The following is a 17,758-nucleotide window of genomic DNA, read 5'->3' as shown; positions in this document are numbered from 1 at the left end:
TTTTGCGCCGTGCCGCTGTGGCCGCGCCTCCCCGGCGTGGACCCAGGCCGCCGGGCCCGCGCCGCCGGGCCGGGCGACGGTGCGAGAATTGCCGGCGTGACCGGCGAACACTACTTCACCGCTGAACCCACGACCGCCGCCAATCCGCGCGAGGTCGAGTTCTCCGTCGCCGGCCGCGACTACACCCTGGCCTCCTCCGCCGGCGTCTTCTCCGCCGCCCGCCTCGACCCCGGCACGGCGGTGCTGCTGCGCAAGGCCGAACTGCCGTCCGCCGAAACCACCGGCGCCCTGCTCGACCTCGGCTGCGGCTTCGGCCCGATCACCTGCGTGCTCGCCAGCTCCGCGCCGTCGGCGACCGTGTGGGCCGTCGACGTCAACGAACGGGCCCGCGAACTCACCGCGGCCAACGCGGCGCGGGTCGGCGCGGCCGACCGGGTGCGCGTCGCCACCCCGGACGACGTACCGGCCGACCTGACCTTGGCCGAGATCTGGTCCAACCCGCCGATCCACGTCGGCAAGGACGAACTGCACGGGATCCTGCTGCGCTGGCTGCCCCGGCTCGCCCCGGACGGCGTCGCCTGGCTGGTGGTGGCCCGCTACCTCGGCGGTGACTCGTTGCAGCGCTGGCTGGTCGAGCAGGGCTGGCAGGTGGGGCGGCACGCCAGCCAGAAGGGCTACCGGGTGCTGCGGGTCACCCGGTAAATGGTTGGGCCGCCGGGCCCCTGCTCGGGCAGGATGCCGACGTGGGATACGTGGACGTGGCAGCGGTCGGGCACATCCTTCCCGACGGCCGGGAACTCTTCTCCGACGTGTCGTTCCGCGTCGGGGAGGGCGCCAAGGTGGCCCTGGTCGGGCCCAACGGCGCCGGCAAGACGACGCTGCTGCGGATGGTCGCCGGCGACCTGCCGGTGAAGACCGGCGCCATCGCGCGGGCCGGCGGGCTGGGCGTGATGCGCCAGTTCATCGGGATGATCGGTGACAACTCCACGCTGGCCGACCTGGCGCTGTCGCTGGCCCCGCCGGCGCTGCGCGACGCCGGCCGCCGCCTGGTCGAGACCGAGGCTGCCATGCGCGCGGCCGAGGTCCGCGGCAAGTACAGCACCGCCGCAGGCAAGGCCCAACTGGCGTACGCGGACGCGCTCGCGGCCTGGGGCGAGGCCGGCGGGTACGACGCCGAGGTGCTCTTCGACACGGTCGCCACCATCGTGCTCGGCCTGCCCTGGGACAGCGCCCGGGAACGGGGGGTCCGGACGCTCTCCGGCGGCCAGCAGAAGCGCTTCGCCCTCGAACTGCTGCTGCGCGGCCCTGACGAGGTGCTGCTCCTCGACGAGCCGGACAACTTCCTCGACGTGCCGGGCAAGCGCTGGCTGGAGGCACGGCTGCGCGAGTCCGGCAAGTCGGTGCTCTACGTCTCGCACGACCGGGAACTGCTCGCCCAGACCGCCGACCGGGTGGTCGCCGTGGAGGGCGGCAGCGCCTGGGTGCACCCGGGCGGCTTCGCCAGCTGGCACTCCGCGCGGGTGGCCCGGCACGCCCGCCTCGACGAGCTGCGCAAGCGGTGGGACGAGGAACACCAGAAGCTGCGCGAGCTGATGCTGATGTACAAGCAGAAGGCCGCGTACAACGACGGGATGGCGTCGCGCTACCAGGCCGCGCAGACCCGGCTGCGCAAGTTCGAGGAGGCCGGGCCGCCGCCCGTACCGCCGAAGGACCAGGACATCCGGATGCGGCTGACCGGCGGGCGGACCGGCAAGCGCGCGGTCATCTGCGAGCAGCTCGAGCTCGACGGCCTGACCTTCCCGTTCGACCTGGAGATCTGGTACGGCGACCGGGTCGCGGTGCTCGGCGCCAACGGCACGGGCAAGTCGCACTTCCTGCGGCTGCTGGCCCGCGGCGGCAGCGACCCCGACCCCGCCAACGGCCCCGTCGACGGCGCCGCCGCGCTCGCCCCGGTGGCCCACGACGGGGTGGCCCGGCTCGGCGCGCGGGTACGCCCGGGTCACTTCTCGCAGACCCACGACCGGCCGGAGCTGACGGCGAAGACCCTCGTCGAGATCCTCTGGCGCGGCGACGAGCACCGGGCCGGCATGGACCGGCACGCCGCGATGGCGGCGCTGAGCCGCTACGAGCTGGCCGGGCAGGGCGACCAGCGCTTCGGCACCCTCTCGGGCGGGCAGCAGGCCCGCTTCCTGGTGCTGCTGCTGGAACTGTCCGGCGCGACGCTGCTGCTGCTCGACGAGCCCACCGACAATCTCGACCTGGCCTCGGCGGAGGCGCTGGAGGCCGGGCTGACCGCGTTCGAGGGGACCGTGGTGGCGGTGACCCACGACCGCTGGTTCACCCGCACCTTCGACCGGTTCGTGCTGTTCCGGGGCGACAACGAGGTGGTGGAGACCCCGGAGCCGGTCTGGGACGTGGCCTGACCCCCGCCGACCGCCTCTTCGCGGTCGGCGGGGTCGTCGCCCGCCCCGTCGCCGTCGCCCTTGCCGTCGCCGTCGTGCGCGGCTGACCAGGGCGGGCCGGTTTCCAGCTCCTCGGCGTGCGGCTCGTGGCCGGCATAGGGTGGATCTCGTGACAGAGATGACCTACCGCCGGTTGGGCGACTCCGGGCTCGTGGTGTCCGTGGTCGGCGTCGGCTGCAACAACTTCGGCCGCAAGCTCGACCTCGACGGCACCCGGGCGGTGGTCGACGCCGCGCTCGACGCCGGGATCAACTTCTTCGACAGCGCCGACATCTACGGCGAACCGCAGGGCGGCTCGGAGGAACAGCTGGGCCAGGCGCTCAAGGGCCGGCGCGACGACGTGGTGGTGGCCACCAAGTTCGGCATGGACATGGAGGGCATGAACGGCCCCGACTTCGGCGCCCGGGGCGCGCGCCGCTACATCGCCCGGGCGGTGGAGGCGTCGCTGCGCCGGCTCGGCACCGACCACATCGACCTGTACCAGATGCACGAGCCCGACCCCGGCACCCCGATCGACGAGACGCTCGCCGCGCTCGACGACCTCGTGCGGGCCGGCAAGGTCCGCTACCTGGGCAACTCCAACTTCGCCGGCTGGCAGATCGCCGACGCCGACTGGGTGGCCTCGTCGAACGGCCGGTCCCGGTTCATCAGCGCGCAGAACCACTACAGCCTGCTGGAACGCGGCGTCGAGGCCGAGGTGGTACCGGCGTGCGAGCGGTTCGGCCTCGGGCTGCTGCCGTTCTTCCCGCTGGCCAACGGGCTGCTCACCGGCAAGTACAGGCGCAACGAGGCCCCGCCGGCCGGCAGCCGCCTCGCCGGTGGCGGCCGGTACGCGCAGCGTCTCGCCGCCGCCGACTGGGACACCATCGAGGCGATCGAGGCGTACGCCGCCGAGCGGGGGCTCTCGATGCTCCAGGTGGCCATCGGCGGGCTCGCCGCCCAGCCGGCGGTGACCTCGGTGATCGCCGGCGCCACCACGCCGGAGCAGGTACGCGCCAACGCGGAGGCGGGCACCTGGCAGCCCACCGACGAGGACCTCGACGCCCTGCGCGCGATCTTCTGACGGGACGCGCCGGCCCTGCCTCGTCCGGGAGCGGTGCGCCACCAGTCACCCGCAGACCCGCCCGCCCGCCGATGATGCTGATGCTGGCGCCAGGGGCGGGGGCGCAGCCGCTACCGCGTGCCTGTCAGTGGAACGTCATGGGTGTCAAGGAGTGGCGGAGGCACCCATGGTGTTCCACCGGGCCGGGCGACCGACCACCCCGGCCTACCGGCCGAGCACCGGTCCGGCTGGCTGGCCGATCGGCCGGCCGCCCCGTGGCGTGGCGTCGGTGGGTCAGGCGGAGGTGTGGCGCTCGCGGAGGGCCTGGCTCACCAGGGCGGCGGTGCGGGCCCGGTGTCGGAGCACGTCGTCGGCGGTGAAGCGGAGGACGATCCAGCCGGCCGCGCGCAGCGCGTCCAGCCGGGCGACGTCCTGACGGAAGTGGGCGCGCTCCCGGTGGTGGTCACCGTCGTACTCGACCGCGACGCGCAGGGTCGGCCACGCCAGGTCGACCCGGTGGTGACGGGCAGGCCGCCGAAGCGCGTACGGTCGGAATCCGGCACCACGGATCGGGTCACCCGGAGACGCGGGTGGAGGCGCATCCGTGCGGCGCGCGGCAGCAGGACGGTGACCGGCGCGTCCCGGGCCAGCAGGTCGACGCCCCACAGGTACGCGGCGCTGCGGCCGGCGATCGCCCGCCGATCGGCAGCGCCAGTGCGACCGCGTCGCACCACATGCGGTGGTCGTCGGCGCGGTAGCCGTCGCGGTGCACGTGAACGTCGGGGAGGAACCGCCGCCAGGACGGCCCGCGCAGCATCGTCCAGGTCAGAAGGCCGTCGGCGATCGCGGTGCTGGCCCGGAACGGCAGGAAGGCCAGGCGGGGCGGCACCCGGGCGGCGGAGGGCATCCGGACAGCATCGCGTGACGGGACGGTCACGCGCCGCCCCGTCCCTCGGGTTCGGGCGGTCGGTGTGAAATCCGCAGCTCGACCTTGGCGGATCCGGCGATCCGTCGTACGGTGACACCCGCAAGTGACCCACGGGAGCCCGGTACACCGGGCTGAGAGGGGGGCTGTGAGCCCCCGACCGTCGAACCTGATCCGGGTAATGCCGGCGCAGGGAGGAGTGTTGCCGTGCCGTCCCTCGGACGACTGCATCTCATCACCGACACCCGCCCCGGGCGGGATCCGCTCGCCGTGCTGCGGGCCGCCCTTCCGGTGGCCCGCGCGGAACTGGTCGTGCAGGTCCGGGTGACCGACGACGCCACCGACCGGGAGGCGTACGACCTGGCCCGCCGGGTCGTCGCGCTCTGCGCCCGGTACGACGCCACCTGCCTGGTGAACGACCGGCTGCACGTGGCGCTGGCGGTGGGCGCCGCCGGTGGGCACGTCGGCGCGGACGACCTGCCGGTCGGGGCGGCCCGCCGGGTGCTCGGCGCGACGGCGGTGCTCGGCGCCACCGCCCGCGAGCCGGGTACGGCGGCCGAGGCGGTCGCCGCCGGAGCCAGCTACCTGGGCGTTGGCCCCTGCAACGCCACCAGCACCAAGGATGGGCTGCCGGCACCGATCGGCCCGGCCGGGGTACGCGCCGTCGCCGCCGCCGTGGACGTGCCGGTCGTCGCGATCGGCGGGGTGACCGCCGCCGACGTGCCCGCGCTGCTGACGGCCGGGGCGTACGGGGTGGCGGTGGTGGGGGCGCTCTCCGGGGCTGCCGATCCGGCCCGGGCGACGGCGGAACTGCTGGGAGCCCTGGGGTGCTGAACCGGCCGGACGTCGCCGTGCTGGGGGCGGGACCGGTCGGGCTGGCGATCGCCTGGCGCTGCGCGCAGCGCGGACTGCGGGTCGTCGTGCACGATCCCGCCCCGGGCTCCGGCGCGTCCCACGTCGCCGCCGGGATGCTCGCCCCGGTCGCGGAGGCGTACTTCGGCGAGCACGAGCTGACCGGGCTGCTGACCGCCTCCGCCGCCCGTTGGCCGGCGTTCGCCGCCGAGCTGACGGCCGCCACCGGCGTGGACGTCGGCTACCGCAGCGAGGGCACGCTGATGGTCGGGCTGACCGCCGACGACCTGGCCGAGGCGCGCCGGCTGTGGGCGTACCAGCAGGGGATCGGGCTGCCGGTGACGCCGCTGCGCCCGTCGGCGCTGCGGGACCGCGAGCCGGCGCTGGCCCCCCGGGTGCGCGGCGGGGCGTTCGCCGCCACCGACCACCAGGTCGACCCGCGCCGGCTGGTGCCGGCGCTGCGCGTGGCCGCCGAGCGGGCCGGCGCCGCGCTGGTGCCCGCCGCCGTGCGTGCCCTGTCCGACGTGGACGCCCGGGTCACGGTCGTCGCGGCCGGCTGCGGCGCGGCGGCCCTGACGGGACTGCCGGTGCGACCGGTGAAGGGCCAGATGGTCCGGCTCCGCGCGCCCGGTGGCGGCGCGCCGGGCTTCCGGCACGTCATCCGGGGGTACGCCGACGGCGAGCACGTCTATCTCGTCCCCCGCGTCGACGGGGAGGTGGTGGTGGGCGCGACCGTCGAGGAGCGCTCCGACACCGACGTCTCCGCCGGGGCGGTGCTGCGCCTGCTCCGCGCCGCTGTCGACCTGCTGCCCGAGCTGGCCGAGTACGACCTGGTGGAGACCCTCGCCGGCCTGCGCCCCGGCACCCCCGACAACGCCCCGATCCTCGGCCCGCTGCCCGGCCGGCCCGGCGTGCTCGCCGCGACCGGGCATCACCGGCACGGCATCGTGCTCACGCCGGTCACCGCCGACCTGATCGCCGACCTGGTCGTCACGGGCGTGGTGGACCCGCTGCTCGCCCCCTTCACCCCGGCCCGGTTCGCGCCGTCCGCTGCTGTCGCGGGGGGTGCCGCCGCACCGTCCGCACCCGTCGGGGCGGGTGCCGCCGCTGCGCCGTCCGCCGCCGGACCAACGGGATCCGCCGGGCCGGACGTCGCGGCGGCCGGGCGGGCCGGTCCCTTCGTACCCGAGGAGGAGCACACGTGGAACTGACGGTGAACGGTGCCGGGCGCAACCTGCCCGGCGGCTCGACGGTGGCGGACCTCGTCCGCGCGGTCACCGACCAGCAGCGCGGCCTCGCCGTCGCGGTCAACGGCGAGGTGGTGCCGCGTACGGGCTGGCCGGCGACCGTGCTGCGCGACGGCGACCGCGTCGAGGTGCTCAGCGCCGCGCAGGGCGGGTGACGGGGTGAGCTTCGACCTGGGTGGCGTGAGCTTCACGTCCCGGCTGATCCTCGGCACCGGCGGCGCGGCCAACCTGCGGGTGCTGGAGGACGCGATCCGCGCCTCCGGCACCGAACTGGTCACCCTGGCGCTGCGCCGGGTCGACACCGCCCCCGGCACCGCCGGCGGACTGCTGGACCTGCTGGACCGCTGCGGCGTGCGGCTGCTGCCGAACACCGCCGGCTGCTACACGGCGGGCGAGGCCGTCAAGGTGGCGCACCTGGCCCGGGAGGCGTTCGGCACGGACTGGGTGAAGCTGGAGGTGATCGGCGACGAACGCACGCTGCTGCCCGACGGGGTGGAGTTGCTGCGCGCCGCCGAGGAGCTCGTCGACGACGGGTTCGTGGTGCTGCCGTACACGTCGGACGATCCGATCCTGGCGCGCCGGCTGGCCGACGTCGGCTGTGCCGCGGTGATGCCGGCGGGCGCGCCGATCGGCTCCGGCCTGGGCGTGTCGAACCCGCATCACATCCGGCTGATCCGGCAGGGCGTCGACGTGCCGGTGATCCTGGACGCCGGCATCGGCACCGCCTCCGACGCCGCGCTCGCCATGGAGTTGGGCTGCGACGCCGTACTGCTCGCCAGCGCGGTCACCCGCGCCGCCGACCCGGTGGCGATGGCCACCGCGATGCGGTACGCGGTCGAGGCGGGCCGGCTCGCGTACGGGGCGGGCCGGATCGCCCGGCGCTTCCACGCGCTCGCCTCCACCCCCGACGAGGGACGGCCGGACCTGTGACCGCCGGCCCCGGTCCCGCTATTGCGGATCTTGGTACGGAGGGGCCCCTGGAGGGGCCGTCTCCTACCAAGATCTCGGGCGGGCCGGCCGGCGTCCTGCTGCTGACCGACCGGTGGCAGGCGCGGCGGCCGCTGGCCGAGGTCGTGGCGGGGGCGGTGGCCGGGGGAGTGCGGTGGGTGGTGCTGCGGGAGAAGGACCTGCCCCGGGCCGAGCGCGCCGCCCTCGCCGTCGACCTGCGCGCGATCCTCGCCGAGGCGGGCGGCACGCTGATCGTCGCCGGCCCCGACCCGCTCGACGGGGACGCTGTGCACCTGCCGTCGGCGGGACCGTACCCGCCGCCGCGCCTCGGCCTGGTGGGCCGCTCCTGCCACGACCGGGCGGAGCTGGCGCGCCTGACCACGGAGGACTACGCGACCCTCTCGCCCGTCTACCCGACCAGCACCAAGCCCGGCTACGGCCCACCGCTGCGCCCGGACGGGCTCGGCGCGCTGATCGCGGTCAGCCCCGTGCCGGTCCTGGCGCTCGGCGGAGTACGGAGCCCGGAGCAGGTGGCCGCCTGCGTCGAGGCGGGTGCCGTGGGGGTGGCGGTGCTGGGTGCCGTCATGCGCGCCGACGACCCCGGGACTGCGGCAGCCACCCTCACGGCAGCCGCCGCCACGGCGAGCCGGAGCCGGCACGGCGGTCCAGATCCCGCCGGGGCGACGCGGACCTGGCACGGCAGCTCAGATCCTGCCGGGGCGACGTGCGGCCGGCACGACCGCACGGAGGTCTCCGGGACGGGGCTGCGGCCGACCGTGCCCACGGAGGGATCAAGCCTGACCGCCCGGAGTGGGCACGGTCGGCCGCAGCCCCCGAGCGCCGCGCCCGCGCAGCCGTCAACCGTCACCACCGCGCCGGCCCCGCGCGGGCTCCCGTACGCCACCACGGAAGAGGAACGATGACCCCGACGACCGTGCTCACCATCGCCGGCTCGGACTCCGGCGCCGGCGCCGGCATCCAGGCCGACCTGAAGGTCTTCGCGGCCCTCGGCGCGTACGGCACCAGCGTGCTCACCGCCGTCACCGCGCAGAACACGCGGGGCGTCGACGCCGTGCTGCCGCTGCCGCCGCGCACGGTCACCGAGCAGCTCGACAGCGTGCTCGCCGACTTCGCCGTCCGCGCCGTCAAGACGGGCATGCTCGGCACCCCGGCGGTCGCCGACGCGGTGGCCGACGCCGCGAAGGACGGGCGACTGCCGCACCTCGTCGTCGACCCGGTGCTCGTCGCCACCAGCGGGCACCGGCTGGGCGTGGTCGCCGCCGTCGAGCGGCTGCTGCCGTACGCCGAGGTGGCGACACCGAACTGCGCGGAGGCCGCGGCCATCACCGGACGCCCGGTGACCTCGGTCGAGGAGATGATCGCCGCCGCCGAGGCGCTCGCGGCCGGCGGCCCGGCGCACGTGGTGGTGACCGGCGGCGACGTGGACGCCGACGGTGAGGCGGTCGACGTGCTGCACGGCGGCGGCGTCACCACCCTGCTGCGCGGGCCCCGGGTCGACACCCGGCACAACCACGGCACCGGGTGCTCTTTCTCGGCGGCGATCGCCGTGCGGCTGGCCCTCGGCGACCCGGTGCCGACGGCGGTCGCCGCCGCCAAGGAGTACGTCTTCCGCGCGCTGACCGGCGCGCGGGACTGGGAGCTGGGCGCTGGACGCGGCCCGCTGGACCACTTCGGCTGGTCCGCTTGATCACCAGGGAGGCTGTCATGCAGGCACGTCGCAAGGTGTACGTGGAGGGGTCCCGGCCGGACGTGCGGGTGCCGTTCGCCGAGGTGGAACTGACCGGCGACAACCCGCCGCTCCGGCTCTACGACACCTCCGGACCCGGCTCCGACCCGGAGGTCGGGCTGCCGCCGCTGCGCGGACCGTGGATCGCCGAACGCGGCGACGTCGCCCCCGTCCGGGGTGCGGGCACCCCGCTCGCCGGCGCCGACGGCCGGCGCCCCACCCAGCTCGCGTACGCGCGGGCCGGCGTGGTGACGCCGGAGATGGAGTTCGTGGCGATCCGGGAGGGCATGGCGCCGGAGTTCGTCCGCGACGAGATCGCCGCCGGGCGGGCCGTGCTGCCGCTCAACGTCAACCACCCCGAGTGCGAGCCGGCGATCATCGGCAAGGCGTTCCTGGTGAAGGTGAACGCCAACATCGGCACCTCGGCGGTCACCTCGTCGGTCGCCGAGGAGGTGGAGAAGCTGACCTGGGCGACCCGGTGGGGCGCGGACACGGTGATGGACCTGTCGACCGGCAAGCGGATCCACGAGACCCGCGAGGCGATCGTGCGGAACTCGCCGGTGCCGATCGGCACCGTGCCGATCTACCAGGCGCTGGAGAAGGTCGGCGGCGACCCGGTGAAGTTGAGCTGGGAGGTGTTCCGGGAGACCGTGATCGAGCAGGCCGAGCAGGGCGTCGACTACATGACGGTGCACGCCGGGGTGCTGCTGCCGTACGTGCCGCTGGCGGTGGACCGGGTGACCGGCATCGTCTCGCGGGGCGGCTCGATCATGGCGGCCTGGTGCCTGGCGCACCACGAGGAGAACTTCCTCTACACCAACTTCCGCGAGCTGTGCGAGATCCTCGCGCGCTACGACGTGACGTTCTCGCTCGGCGACGGGCTGCGCCCCGGCTCGATCGCCGACGCCAACGACGCCGCCCAGTTCGCCGAGCTGCGCACCCTCGGCGAGCTGACGAAGGTCGCCTGGGAGCACGACGTCCAGGTGATGATCGAGGGGCCCGGCCACGTGCCGATGCACAAGATCAAGGAGAACGTGGACCTCCAGCAGGAGTGGTGCCACGAGGCGCCGTTCTACACCCTCGGCCCGCTGACCACGGACATCGCCCCCGCGTACGATCACATCACGTCGGCGATCGGCGCCGCGATGATCGGCATGTTCGGCACCGCCATGCTCTGCTACGTGACCCCGAAGGAGCACCTGGGGCTGCCGGACCGCGACGACGTGAAGGCCGGCGTGATCGCGTACAAGATCGCGGCGCACGCGGCCGACCTGGCCAAGGGGCACCCCGGGGCGCAGGCGTGGGACGACGCGCTGTCCAAGGCGCGGTTCGAGTTCCGCTGGGAGGACCAGTTCAACCTGTCGCTGGACCCGGAGACCGCGCGCTCGTACCACGACGCGACCCTGCCGGCGGAGCCGGCGAAGACCGCCCACTTCTGCTCGATGTGCGGCCCGAAGTTCTGCTCCATGAAGATCACCCAGGAGCTGAAGGAGTACGCGGCGCGCGGCATGAAGGACAAGTCGGAGGAGTTCCTCTCCTCGGGCGGCCGCGTCTACCTGCCGCTGGCCTGAGCGCCGCGACCGCCCGTCCGAGCTGTCGGACTGCCGGAAGATCGACGACGCCCGCCCTGCTCGGTCCTCCGGGCGGGGCGGGCGTCGTCGGTCGGGTCAGTCGCGGTGGTGGCGGCCGGTGGAGCGCAACGACCGCCGACCGTTCTCCTGCTCGGGCTCGTTGTCCGGCACCGGCCTGCTCAGGCCGGTGACCCAGTCCACGTACTCCTCGTCCTGCGCCGGCAGCGGCTCGGGCTCCTGTTCGGCCGGGGCCTCCTCGGCCCGGGACCGGTTGCGGCGGAACAGGCCCAGCCGGCTCCGTCCCCGCCCGGTGGGCTCGGATCCGGGCGACGCCTCCGCCCCGGTGGCGGCGGCGCCGTTCGTGGGGGTGGTGTCGGCGGACGCCGGGGCAGGGCCGCCCCGGCGCGCGGTGGCGAGCGCCTCCCAGCTCGCGGCGCGGGCCAGGTCGGGCATCGGGGCCCGGTGGCGGGGGCGCGGCGTGCTCTCGGAGGCGGGTTCGATGGCGGGCCGGGCCACCTCGGCCGTGTCGGCCTGGAGTCGGGGCGGTACCGGCCACGCGGGGACGGGCGGCGGCGCGGCGCCGGCAGCGGGGACCGTCGTGCTGTTGGCGGCGGTGTCCGCGTTCGCGGGGGCGTCCCGGGCGGCGGTCGTCGGGTCCGCGTCCCCGGGCGTCGGGTCCGCAGCGGCGGGCGTCGGACCCGGAGTGGTGGGCGTCGGGTCCGCAGCGGTGGGCGTCGGGTCCGGAGTGGCGGGCGTCGGGTCCCCGGTCCCGGGGGTCGGGGTCTCGGCGGTGGGCGTCGGGTCCGCAGCTTCGGATGCCGCCGCGGGGGCGACCTGGCGCGTGGACCGGGGCTTGCGGGTACGGCGGGGCTTGGGCGCGCTCGCCGTGGCCAGCTGCCCGGCGACCGCTCCGGCCGGCTGGCCGGCGGGCGTGGACCCCTCGGCCGGCTGCGCGGCGGGCGTGGACCCCTCGGCCGGCTGCGCGGCGGGCGTGGACCCCTCGGCCGGCTGCGCGGCGGGCGTGGACCCCTCGGCCGGCTGCGCGGCGGGCGTGGACCCCTCGGCCGGCTGCGCGGCGGGCGTGGACCCCTCGGCCGGCTGCGCGACGGGCGTGGACCCCTCGGCCGGCTGCGCGGCTGGCGTCGGGGCCTCGGCCGGCTGTGCCGGGGGAGTGGTCCCCCCGGCCGGGCGTTCGGCAAGCGTCGCCTCCCCGAGGGGCTGCCCGGCGGGGGTCGCCTCGGCGGCCGTCGACGCCGCAAGGACGGAGGGCGCCTCGAAGGCGGGTGACGCTTCGGCGGTGGGTGTCGCTTCGGCGGTGGCCGGGACGGACGGGGCCGCCGGGGCGTCCGGCGTACGGGCGGGCTCCGGTTCGACCGGGCGCCCGGCTGTGGCCGGAGCCTCGGCCGGGGGGCCGACCGTCCACTGCGGATCCGCGCCCGTCCGGGCGGCGGGGGCCGGGGCGATTCCGCCCTCGGCGGGCCAGTCCCAGTGCGGGGGGACGGTCCGGGGCTCCCGGCCCTCGCCGGTGGCGGTGGTGACCGCGCCGGAGTCCGTACCGCAGGCCCGGTCGGTGGTGGCCAGGGTGGCGCCGGCCAGGTCGACCGTCTCCGGCTCGTCCCCGGCGGCGGACGCCGGGGCGTGCGGCAGGGCCGGACCGGCCGGCAACGGACGCAGGATGTCGGTCGGCTCGATGGCTCCGGTGGGGGCGGTGCGGGCGACCAGCGGCCAGCGCAGCAGCGCGGCGGCGGCCGACCCGAGGGCGCCGGCGGCCACCGCGAGCAGTGCCGCGTAGTACGGCGTGAGCTGGTAGCGGTCGGCGGTGTCGCCGGGACCGGCGGTCAGGTAGGCGAACGCGACCAGCACCGGCCCCGCCACTCCCGTCGCGCCGCTGACGAGCGGCGGGTGGCCGCGCCACCGGGCCAGCCCGCCGGTCGCGGCGCCGGCCAGCAGGGCCACCAGCGGCAGGACGACCAGGGCCAGCCGCTGCGCCGTGCCGGCGTCGAGCGACGCCGGCTCCAGCACCCCGAGGCGTACGGTCTCCAGTGGCCCGGTCGACAGCAGCGACGGCGTCACCGAGATCAGGGCCAGCAGCCAGACGGCGCCCGCGACGGCCGCCATGTTCCATCCCACCGGCGGCTGGAGCAGTACGGCGAGGGCGGCGCCCGCACCGACCACCGCACCGAGGACGGCGCAGATGCCGACGGCCCAGACGGGGTCCACCGAAACGAGTTCGGCCGCCCGGGCGGGCTGCATGCACAGCGGCGCGACGACGGTGGCGCCCAGTGCGGCGGCGCCGGCGACGGCGAGCAGGCGCCCGGTGCCGGCCAGCCCTCCGTCCCGGCGGGCCAGGCGCTCGGTGAGCACCGCGCCCACCACGGCGGCGTTGGCGGCGAACCAGCCCGCCCAGACGAGCTGGGCCGGCCACTGGTTGACGGTGGTGCCGGTGAAGGTGCCGGTGAGCCGGACGATGCCGAAGCCGAAGGCGATGCCGAGCTGACCGGCCCCGGCCAGCAGGCTCACCCCGAGCGCGGTGAGCAGCAGTCTGCCCCAGGTCCGAAAGGCCATGTCCGGCACGTTACGCACCTGTTGACCAGGCCGCCACCGGCGCGCCGCGAGCGGGGGTGACCCGCCGGCCGGCGGTTACTTCAGCTCGACCAGCCGGGCCAGGTACGTCGTGTCGCCCACATTGGTCAGCATGTGCACCGCGCCCGGGTCCCGGTAGACGACCCCGCCGGTCGGCTCGTCGGCGTCGATGAGGGTGCCGTCGATCGTCTGCACGACGTTCTTCGCCCCCTGGATCGCCACCACGAGGTACGGGTGGTCGTGCCGGTGCAGCGGCTGCCGCTCGCCCGGCTCCAGGCGGATGTGCCAGACCCGGACCCGGTCGTTCTCGTACACGATCTCCTGGCCCACCGGCCCGAGTTCGAGGTGCGCGTCGGTCATCGGCTTCCGTTCAGTCGGGGGAGCACCTCGGCGGCGATGAGCTCCAGGTGGTCGAGGTCGGCGAGGTCGATCAGCCGCAGGTGCACGCGGGTGGCGCCGATCGCGGCGAACTCGCCGATCCGGTCGACGAGCTGCGCGGGCGAGCCGACCACCGGGTCCTCCGGCGGCAACGCGCTCTTGACGTGCAGCGGGGCGGCGCGGCGCTGTGCCTCGGCGTCGGTGCGGCCGATCGCCACCACGATCCCGGCGGAGAGGGTGAGCGGGGCGCGTCCCGACTCGGCCCGGCCGGTCCGGTCGCAGGCCTCCCGCACCCGCTCGTACGCGGCGGCGGTCTCCGTTACGGTCTTGAACGGCATGTTGAACTCGTCGGCGTACCGGGCGGCGAGTTCGGGGGTGCGCTTCGGGCCGCGACCGCCGACGATGATCGGCGGGCCGGGCACCTGCACCGGCTTCGGCAGGGCGGGGGCCTGGACCAGCCGGTAGTGGTCGCCGGTGAAGCTGTACGTCTCGCCCGGCGGCGTCCGCCACAGCCCGGTGACGATCTCCAGCTGCTCGGCCAGCCGGTCGAAGCGTTCGCCGACGGCCGGGAACGGGATGCCGTAGGAGGTGTGCTCCCGCTCGTACCAGCCGGCGCCGATGCCGAGTTCGACGCGGCCGCCGCTCATCTGGTCCACCTGGGCCACCATCACGGCCAGCGGGCCGGGCGGCCGGAAGGTGGCGGAGGTGACCAGGGTGCCGAGCCGGATCCGGCTGGTCTCGCGGGCGAGCGCGGCCAGCGTGAGCCAGGCGTCGGTCGGGCCGGGCAGGGCCGGTTCGTCGCCCATCGCCTGGTAGTGGTCGGCGCGGAGGAAGCCCTCGAAGCCGCCGTCCTCGGCCAGCCGGGCGAAGCGGAGCTGGTCGTCGTAGCTGGCGCCCCGGTGCGGCTCGGTGAAGACGGTGACCCGCATGCTCATCGTCCTTCCGCGCCGGCGGTCGCCGGCAGGTCCCGCTCCATGAGGAGTTCGTGCAGGTCGGCGCTGACTCGGGCGACGTCGGCCAGGTGCGCGTTGCGGCCCAGGGTGCGCGGTCGCGGGATGTTCACGTCGACCACCTTGCGGATCCGGCCGGGGCGGGGGCTGAGGACGACCACCCGGTCGGCCAGCAGCACCGCCTCGTCGATCGAGTGGGTGACGAACACGATGGTGGCCCCGGAGGTCATGTGTACGCGCTGCAGCTCGCCGGAGAGCTCCTCGCGGGTCAGCGCGTCGAGCGCGGAGAACGGCTCGTCCATCAGCATCACCCGGGGCTCGCCGATCAGCGACCGGCACAGCGACACCCGCTGCTGCATGCCACCGGAGAGTTCGTGCGGCAGCCGCTTCTCGAAGCCGGCCAGCCCGGCGAGGTCCAGCAGCTCCCGGGCCCGGTCGCGGTGCTTGGCCCGCTTCCAGCCGAAGATCTCCACGGGGAGCAGGACGTTGTCCAGGACCGTGCGCCAGGGGAGCAGGGCCGGCCGCTGGAAGAGCATCGCGATGTCCGGACGCGGCTTGGTGATCGGCGTACCGGCCACGGTGATGCTGCCGTCGCTGACCGGGAGCAGGCCGGCGATCAGGCGCAGCAGCGTGGACTTGCCGCAACCGGAGCGGCCGAGTACGGCGACGAACTCGCCAGTGGCGACGTCGAGGTCGATGCCGCGCAGCGCCTCGACGCGGCCGCTGCGGCCGTCGAAGGTGCGGGACACCCCGGAAAGCTGGATCATCTCCGGCGGCCTCCCTGAGTGGGCGATCAGCAGTCGCGGCCCAGGGTAACCGGCCCGTGTGGACTGCACGTCGTCCGGGGTGGACGCGAGGATTTTTCCGTAACGAAACCCATACGCCTGGCATTGTCGGGGTCGGTTTCTCGTACGCTGTCCCCCGCTAAGAGTCCCCTCACGACGGTTGGTGTCGGCCCAACCCCTCGGCCGGCCCACCTAGACAACCCCCTCCGGTGGCGGCGCGCCGCTCCGGTCGGAAAGGACATGGTGCACTGATGAGAAGGCTGACCCGTACGGTCGCTGCCGCTGCGCTGGCCACCGCCCTTGCCCTGGTCTCCGGGTGCAGCGGCGACTCGGACTCCGGCGCCGACGCCAAGAGCGGCAACGGCACGGCGTTGGAGAAGGTGACCTACCTCACCTCGTTCGGCAACTTCGGCCGTGACTCCTACGCCTGGGTCGCGAAGGAGAAGGGCTTCTTCAAGGAGGCCGGGTTCGACGTCGACATCAAGCCGGGTCAGGGCACCAACGCCGTGATCGGGACAATCGTCGGCGGGCAGGCCCAGTTCGGCCCGATCGACCTCACCGGCGGTCTGCTCCAGTTCGGCAACGGCGCGGCCAAGGACTTCGTCGCGGTCGCCGCGATCCAGCAGCGCACCATGGCCGCCATCGCCACCGTCGAGGGCAAGGGCATCGCGTCGCCGAAGGACCTGGAGGGCAAGAAGCTCGCCGACACCGAGGGCTCCGTCGTCCGCAACCTCTTCCCGACGTACGCCCGGCTGGCCGGCGTGGACGCGAGCAAGGTGACCTGGGTACCCGGTCAGGCGCAGGCCCTGATGGGCATGCTGGGCTCCGGCACGGTGGACGGCATCGGCCAGTTCGTCGTCGGCCAGCCCACGATCGAGACGGTGACCAAGCAGAAGGCCGTCATGCTGCCCTACAGCAACGTGATGCAGGACCTCTACGGCAATGTGCTGATCACCTCCGCCAAGATCGCCAAGGAGAAGCCGGAGATGGTCAAGCGGTTCACCGCGGCCCTGATGAAGGGCCTGGAGTACGCGCTGACCAACCCGCAGGAGGCGGGTGAGCTGCTGAAGAAGAACGTCGACGCCGCCAACCCCGCCGCGGCCGCCGCCGAGCTCCAGCTCATGGCCGGCTACGTGCGCTCCAGCAACTCCGGCACCCAGCTCGGCACGCTGGACAGCGGCCGGGTCGCCAAGAGCATCGCGATCCTCCAGGGCGCCGGCGCGCTCAAGCAGAACATCACCCCCGACCAGATCATCGACTTCAGCCTCGCGCCGAAGGCCTGACGGACGCCGACCACGGCACGGGGGTGCGGTCCGCCGGGGCGACCCGGCGGCCGCACCCCCGTCGCGTGCCGGCCCGGCCGGCAGGAGAGGAGAACCCGTGACGGAGACGACCGCTACCCGGTCCGGCCACGTCGGGAAGAAGCCCACGGGTGCCGGCGCACCCCCGCGCCGGTCCGGCGTACGCCCCGCGGCCGTCGGGCTGCCGCTGCTCGGGGCCGTGATCACGCTGGCCGCCTGGTGGCTGGTCACGTCCGGCCTGCAACTGGTGCACCCGGTAGCGCTGCCCCCGCCGCAGTCGGTGTGGCAGGCGATGGTGGCGGGGATCGACGTGCTGCTGCCGGCGCTGGGCGTGACCACCACGATGACGGTGGTCGGCTTCCTGCTGTCGGCGGTTGCCGGGGTGCTGATCGGGATGGCCCTGGCCGGGTCCCGGCGGGTCGAGCGGATGTTCGCGCCGCTGCTGGTGGCGGTCAACGCGGTGCCGAAGATCGCCCTGGGCCCGCTGCTGGTGGTCTCGGTCGGCTGGGGCACGAAGCCGATCCTGACCATGGTGTTCCTGCTCTGTTTCTTCCCGGTCGTGCTCTCCACGGCGACCGGCCTCACCACCACCCCGAACGACCTGGCCGAGCTGGCCCGGTCGCTGAACGCCTCGTGGTGGCAGGCCTTCCGCAAGGTGCGTCTCCCCGCCGCGCTGCCGCAGATCTTCGTCGGGCTCAAGGTGGCGATGCCGCTGGCCGCGATCGGCGCGGTGATCGGCGAGTTCTATTCGGACAAGCCGGGGCTGGGCTACCAGATCCTGCAGTACAACGGCATCGGGGACACCGCGACCGCCTGGGCGGCGATCGTGCTGATCGCGCTGATGAGCATCCTGCTCTACAGCGCGCTGTCCCTGGTCGAGCGGCTCGCCCTGCCGTGGGTGCGCGCCACCACCTCGGCCCGCTGACCCGTTCGGCCAACCGCCGGTGTGGCCCGCCGTCCTCCGGCG

General features: G+C 74.9%; 17 protein-coding genes, 1 pseudogene and 1 riboswitch. Of the genes and pseudogenes, 12 read left to right on the top strand and 6 right to left on the bottom strand.

Annotation, left to right across the window (positions count from 1 at the left end):
* The first annotated feature begins 96 nt into the window (after positions 1-96).
* The 3 genes from AC5L34_RS01905 to AC5L34_RS01895 all read left to right on the top strand — a co-directional run bounded on the left by AC5L34_RS01905 (position 97) and on the right by AC5L34_RS01895 (position 3,525).
* Entirely contained in the window at positions 97-702 is a 606-nt protein-coding gene (locus AC5L34_RS01905) for a class I SAM-dependent methyltransferase (protein WP_441175511.1), read from the top strand.
* A 41-nt stretch (positions 703-743) separates the two neighbouring features.
* Entirely contained in the window at positions 744-2,423 is a 1,680-nt protein-coding gene (locus tag AC5L34_RS01900; RefSeq protein ID WP_494823679.1) for an ABC-F family ATP-binding cassette domain-containing protein, read from the top strand.
* A gap of 139 nt (positions 2,424-2,562) precedes the next feature.
* The gene (locus AC5L34_RS01895) at positions 2,563-3,525 is read left to right on the top strand and encodes an aldo/keto reductase (protein WP_441175513.1); all 963 of its coding nucleotides are present in this window, start codon (positions 2,563-2,565) and stop codon (positions 3,523-3,525) included.
* Between the two features lie 273 nt (positions 3,526-3,798).
* On the opposite strand, the gene AC5L34_RS01890 is transcribed toward AC5L34_RS01895, so the two are convergent.
* Entirely contained in the window at positions 3,799-4,170 is a 372-nt protein-coding gene (locus AC5L34_RS01890; protein ID WP_441175514.1) for an endonuclease domain-containing protein, read from the bottom strand.
* Complete coding sequence (locus tag AC5L34_RS01885) at positions 4,079-4,411, bottom strand: hypothetical protein (protein ID WP_494823815.1); 333 nt, start codon at positions 4,409-4,411, stop codon at positions 4,079-4,081. Before AC5L34_RS01885 ends, AC5L34_RS01890 begins: the two co-directional genes overlap by 92 nt.
* Before the next feature lie 122 nt (positions 4,412-4,533).
* A riboswitch (TPP riboswitch) is annotated at positions 4,534-4,642 on the top strand.
* Here AC5L34_RS01885 and thiE point away from each other — a divergent pair.
* The 7 genes and pseudogenes from thiE (at position 4,637) to thiC (ending at position 10,794) form a co-directional block, all read left to right on the top strand.
* Positions 4,637-5,263, top strand: a complete 627-nt coding sequence (gene thiE, locus AC5L34_RS01880) for a thiamine phosphate synthase (protein WP_441175515.1) — start codon at positions 4,637-4,639, stop codon at positions 5,261-5,263. (Overlaps the previous riboswitch by 6 nt.)
* Positions 5,257-6,492, top strand: coding sequence for a glycine oxidase ThiO (thiO, locus tag AC5L34_RS01875; RefSeq protein WP_441175516.1), 1,236 nt, complete (start codon positions 5,257-5,259; stop codon positions 6,490-6,492). The genes thiE and thiO overlap by 7 nt, the downstream gene beginning before the upstream one ends.
* Positions 6,483-6,683, top strand: coding sequence for a sulfur carrier protein ThiS (gene thiS, locus AC5L34_RS01870; protein WP_441175517.1), 201 nt, complete (start codon positions 6,483-6,485; stop codon positions 6,681-6,683). Before thiO ends, thiS begins: the two co-directional genes overlap by 10 nt.
* Before the next feature lie 4 nt (positions 6,684-6,687).
* The gene (locus tag AC5L34_RS01865; protein WP_088998377.1) at positions 6,688-7,458 is read left to right on the top strand and encodes a thiazole synthase; all 771 of its coding nucleotides are present in this window, start codon (positions 6,688-6,690) and stop codon (positions 7,456-7,458) included.
* A gap of 71 nt (positions 7,459-7,529) precedes the next feature.
* Positions 7,530-8,123 (top strand): annotated as a pseudogene (locus AC5L34_RS01860) (thiamine phosphate synthase); the annotation flags it as partial.
* A 272-nt stretch (positions 8,124-8,395) separates the two neighbouring features.
* On the top strand, positions 8,396-9,184 hold the full coding sequence (gene thiD / locus AC5L34_RS01855; protein ID WP_441175518.1) for a bifunctional hydroxymethylpyrimidine kinase/phosphomethylpyrimidine kinase: 789 nt from the start codon (positions 8,396-8,398) through the stop codon (positions 9,182-9,184).
* Between the two features lie 17 nt (positions 9,185-9,201).
* Complete coding sequence (thiC, locus tag AC5L34_RS01850) at positions 9,202-10,794, top strand: phosphomethylpyrimidine synthase ThiC (protein WP_494823678.1); 1,593 nt, start codon at positions 9,202-9,204, stop codon at positions 10,792-10,794.
* 96 nt (positions 10,795-10,890) lie between these two features.
* Here thiC and AC5L34_RS01845 read toward each other — a convergent pair whose 3' ends face one another.
* The 4 genes from AC5L34_RS01845 to AC5L34_RS01830 all read right to left on the bottom strand — a co-directional run bounded on the left by AC5L34_RS01845 (position 10,891) and on the right by AC5L34_RS01830 (position 15,472).
* Positions 10,891-13,359: a hypothetical protein gene (locus AC5L34_RS01845; protein WP_494823677.1), complete on the bottom strand. Its 2,469-nt coding sequence runs from the start codon at positions 13,357-13,359 to the stop codon at positions 10,891-10,893.
* 75 nt (positions 13,360-13,434) lie between these two features.
* Positions 13,435-13,737, bottom strand: a complete 303-nt coding sequence (locus AC5L34_RS01840) for a cupin domain-containing protein (RefSeq protein WP_088998381.1) — start codon at positions 13,735-13,737, stop codon at positions 13,435-13,437.
* Entirely contained in the window at positions 13,734-14,684 is a 951-nt protein-coding gene (locus tag AC5L34_RS01835) for an LLM class F420-dependent oxidoreductase (RefSeq protein WP_441175775.1), read from the bottom strand. The genes AC5L34_RS01840 and AC5L34_RS01835 overlap by 4 nt, the downstream gene beginning before the upstream one ends.
* Before the next feature lie 2 nt (positions 14,685-14,686).
* Positions 14,687-15,472 carry an ABC transporter ATP-binding protein gene (locus AC5L34_RS01830; RefSeq protein ID WP_441175521.1) on the bottom strand — a complete coding sequence of 262 codons (786 nt, stop codon included), beginning with the start codon at positions 15,470-15,472 and terminating at the stop codon, positions 14,687-14,689.
* Between the two features lie 269 nt (positions 15,473-15,741).
* Here AC5L34_RS01830 and AC5L34_RS01825 point away from each other — a divergent pair, with 269 nt between their 5' ends.
* Complete coding sequence (locus AC5L34_RS01825) at positions 15,742-16,773, top strand: ABC transporter substrate-binding protein (RefSeq protein WP_441175522.1); 1,032 nt, start codon at positions 15,742-15,744, stop codon at positions 16,771-16,773.
* A 97-nt stretch (positions 16,774-16,870) separates the two neighbouring features.
* Positions 16,871-17,716 carry an ABC transporter permease gene (locus AC5L34_RS01820; protein ID WP_494823676.1) on the top strand — a complete coding sequence of 282 codons (846 nt, stop codon included), beginning with the start codon at positions 16,871-16,873 and terminating at the stop codon, positions 17,714-17,716.
* Positions 17,717-17,758 lie beyond the last annotated feature (42 nt).

The organism is Micromonospora sp. ZG13 (assembly GCF_059359355.1).
Note: the sequence above shows the minus strand (reverse complement) of the source record. Positions and strands in the feature narration are given on the sequence as shown.

What these genes read in the sequence shown, in the direction of transcription:
- thiC (WP_494823678.1), top strand. Translation starts at nt 9,202, where the DNA reads ATGCAGGCACGTCGCAAGGTGTACGTGGAGGGGTCCCGGCCGGACGTG.
- AC5L34_RS01830 (WP_441175521.1), bottom strand. Translation starts at nt 15,472, where the DNA reads ATGATCCAGCTTTCCGGGGTGTCCCGCACCTTCGACGGCCGCAGCGGC.
- AC5L34_RS01845 (WP_494823677.1), bottom strand. Translation starts at nt 13,359, where the DNA reads ATGGCCTTTCGGACCTGGGGCAGACTGCTGCTCACCGCGCTCGGGGTG.
- AC5L34_RS01840 (WP_088998381.1), bottom strand. Translation starts at nt 13,737, where the DNA reads ATGACCGACGCGCACCTCGAACTCGGGCCGGTGGGCCAGGAGATCGTG.
- AC5L34_RS01835 (WP_441175775.1), bottom strand. Translation starts at nt 14,684, where the DNA reads ATGCGGGTCACCGTCTTCACCGAGCCGCACCGGGGCGCCAGCTACGAC.
- AC5L34_RS01885 (WP_494823815.1), bottom strand. Translation starts at nt 4,411, where the DNA reads ATGCCCTCCGCCGCCCGGGTGCCGCCCCGCCTGGCCTTCCTGCCGTTC.
- thiD (WP_441175518.1), top strand. Translation starts at nt 8,396, where the DNA reads ATGACCCCGACGACCGTGCTCACCATCGCCGGCTCGGACTCCGGCGCC.
- AC5L34_RS01825 (WP_441175522.1), top strand. Translation starts at nt 15,742, where the DNA reads ATGAGAAGGCTGACCCGTACGGTCGCTGCCGCTGCGCTGGCCACCGCC.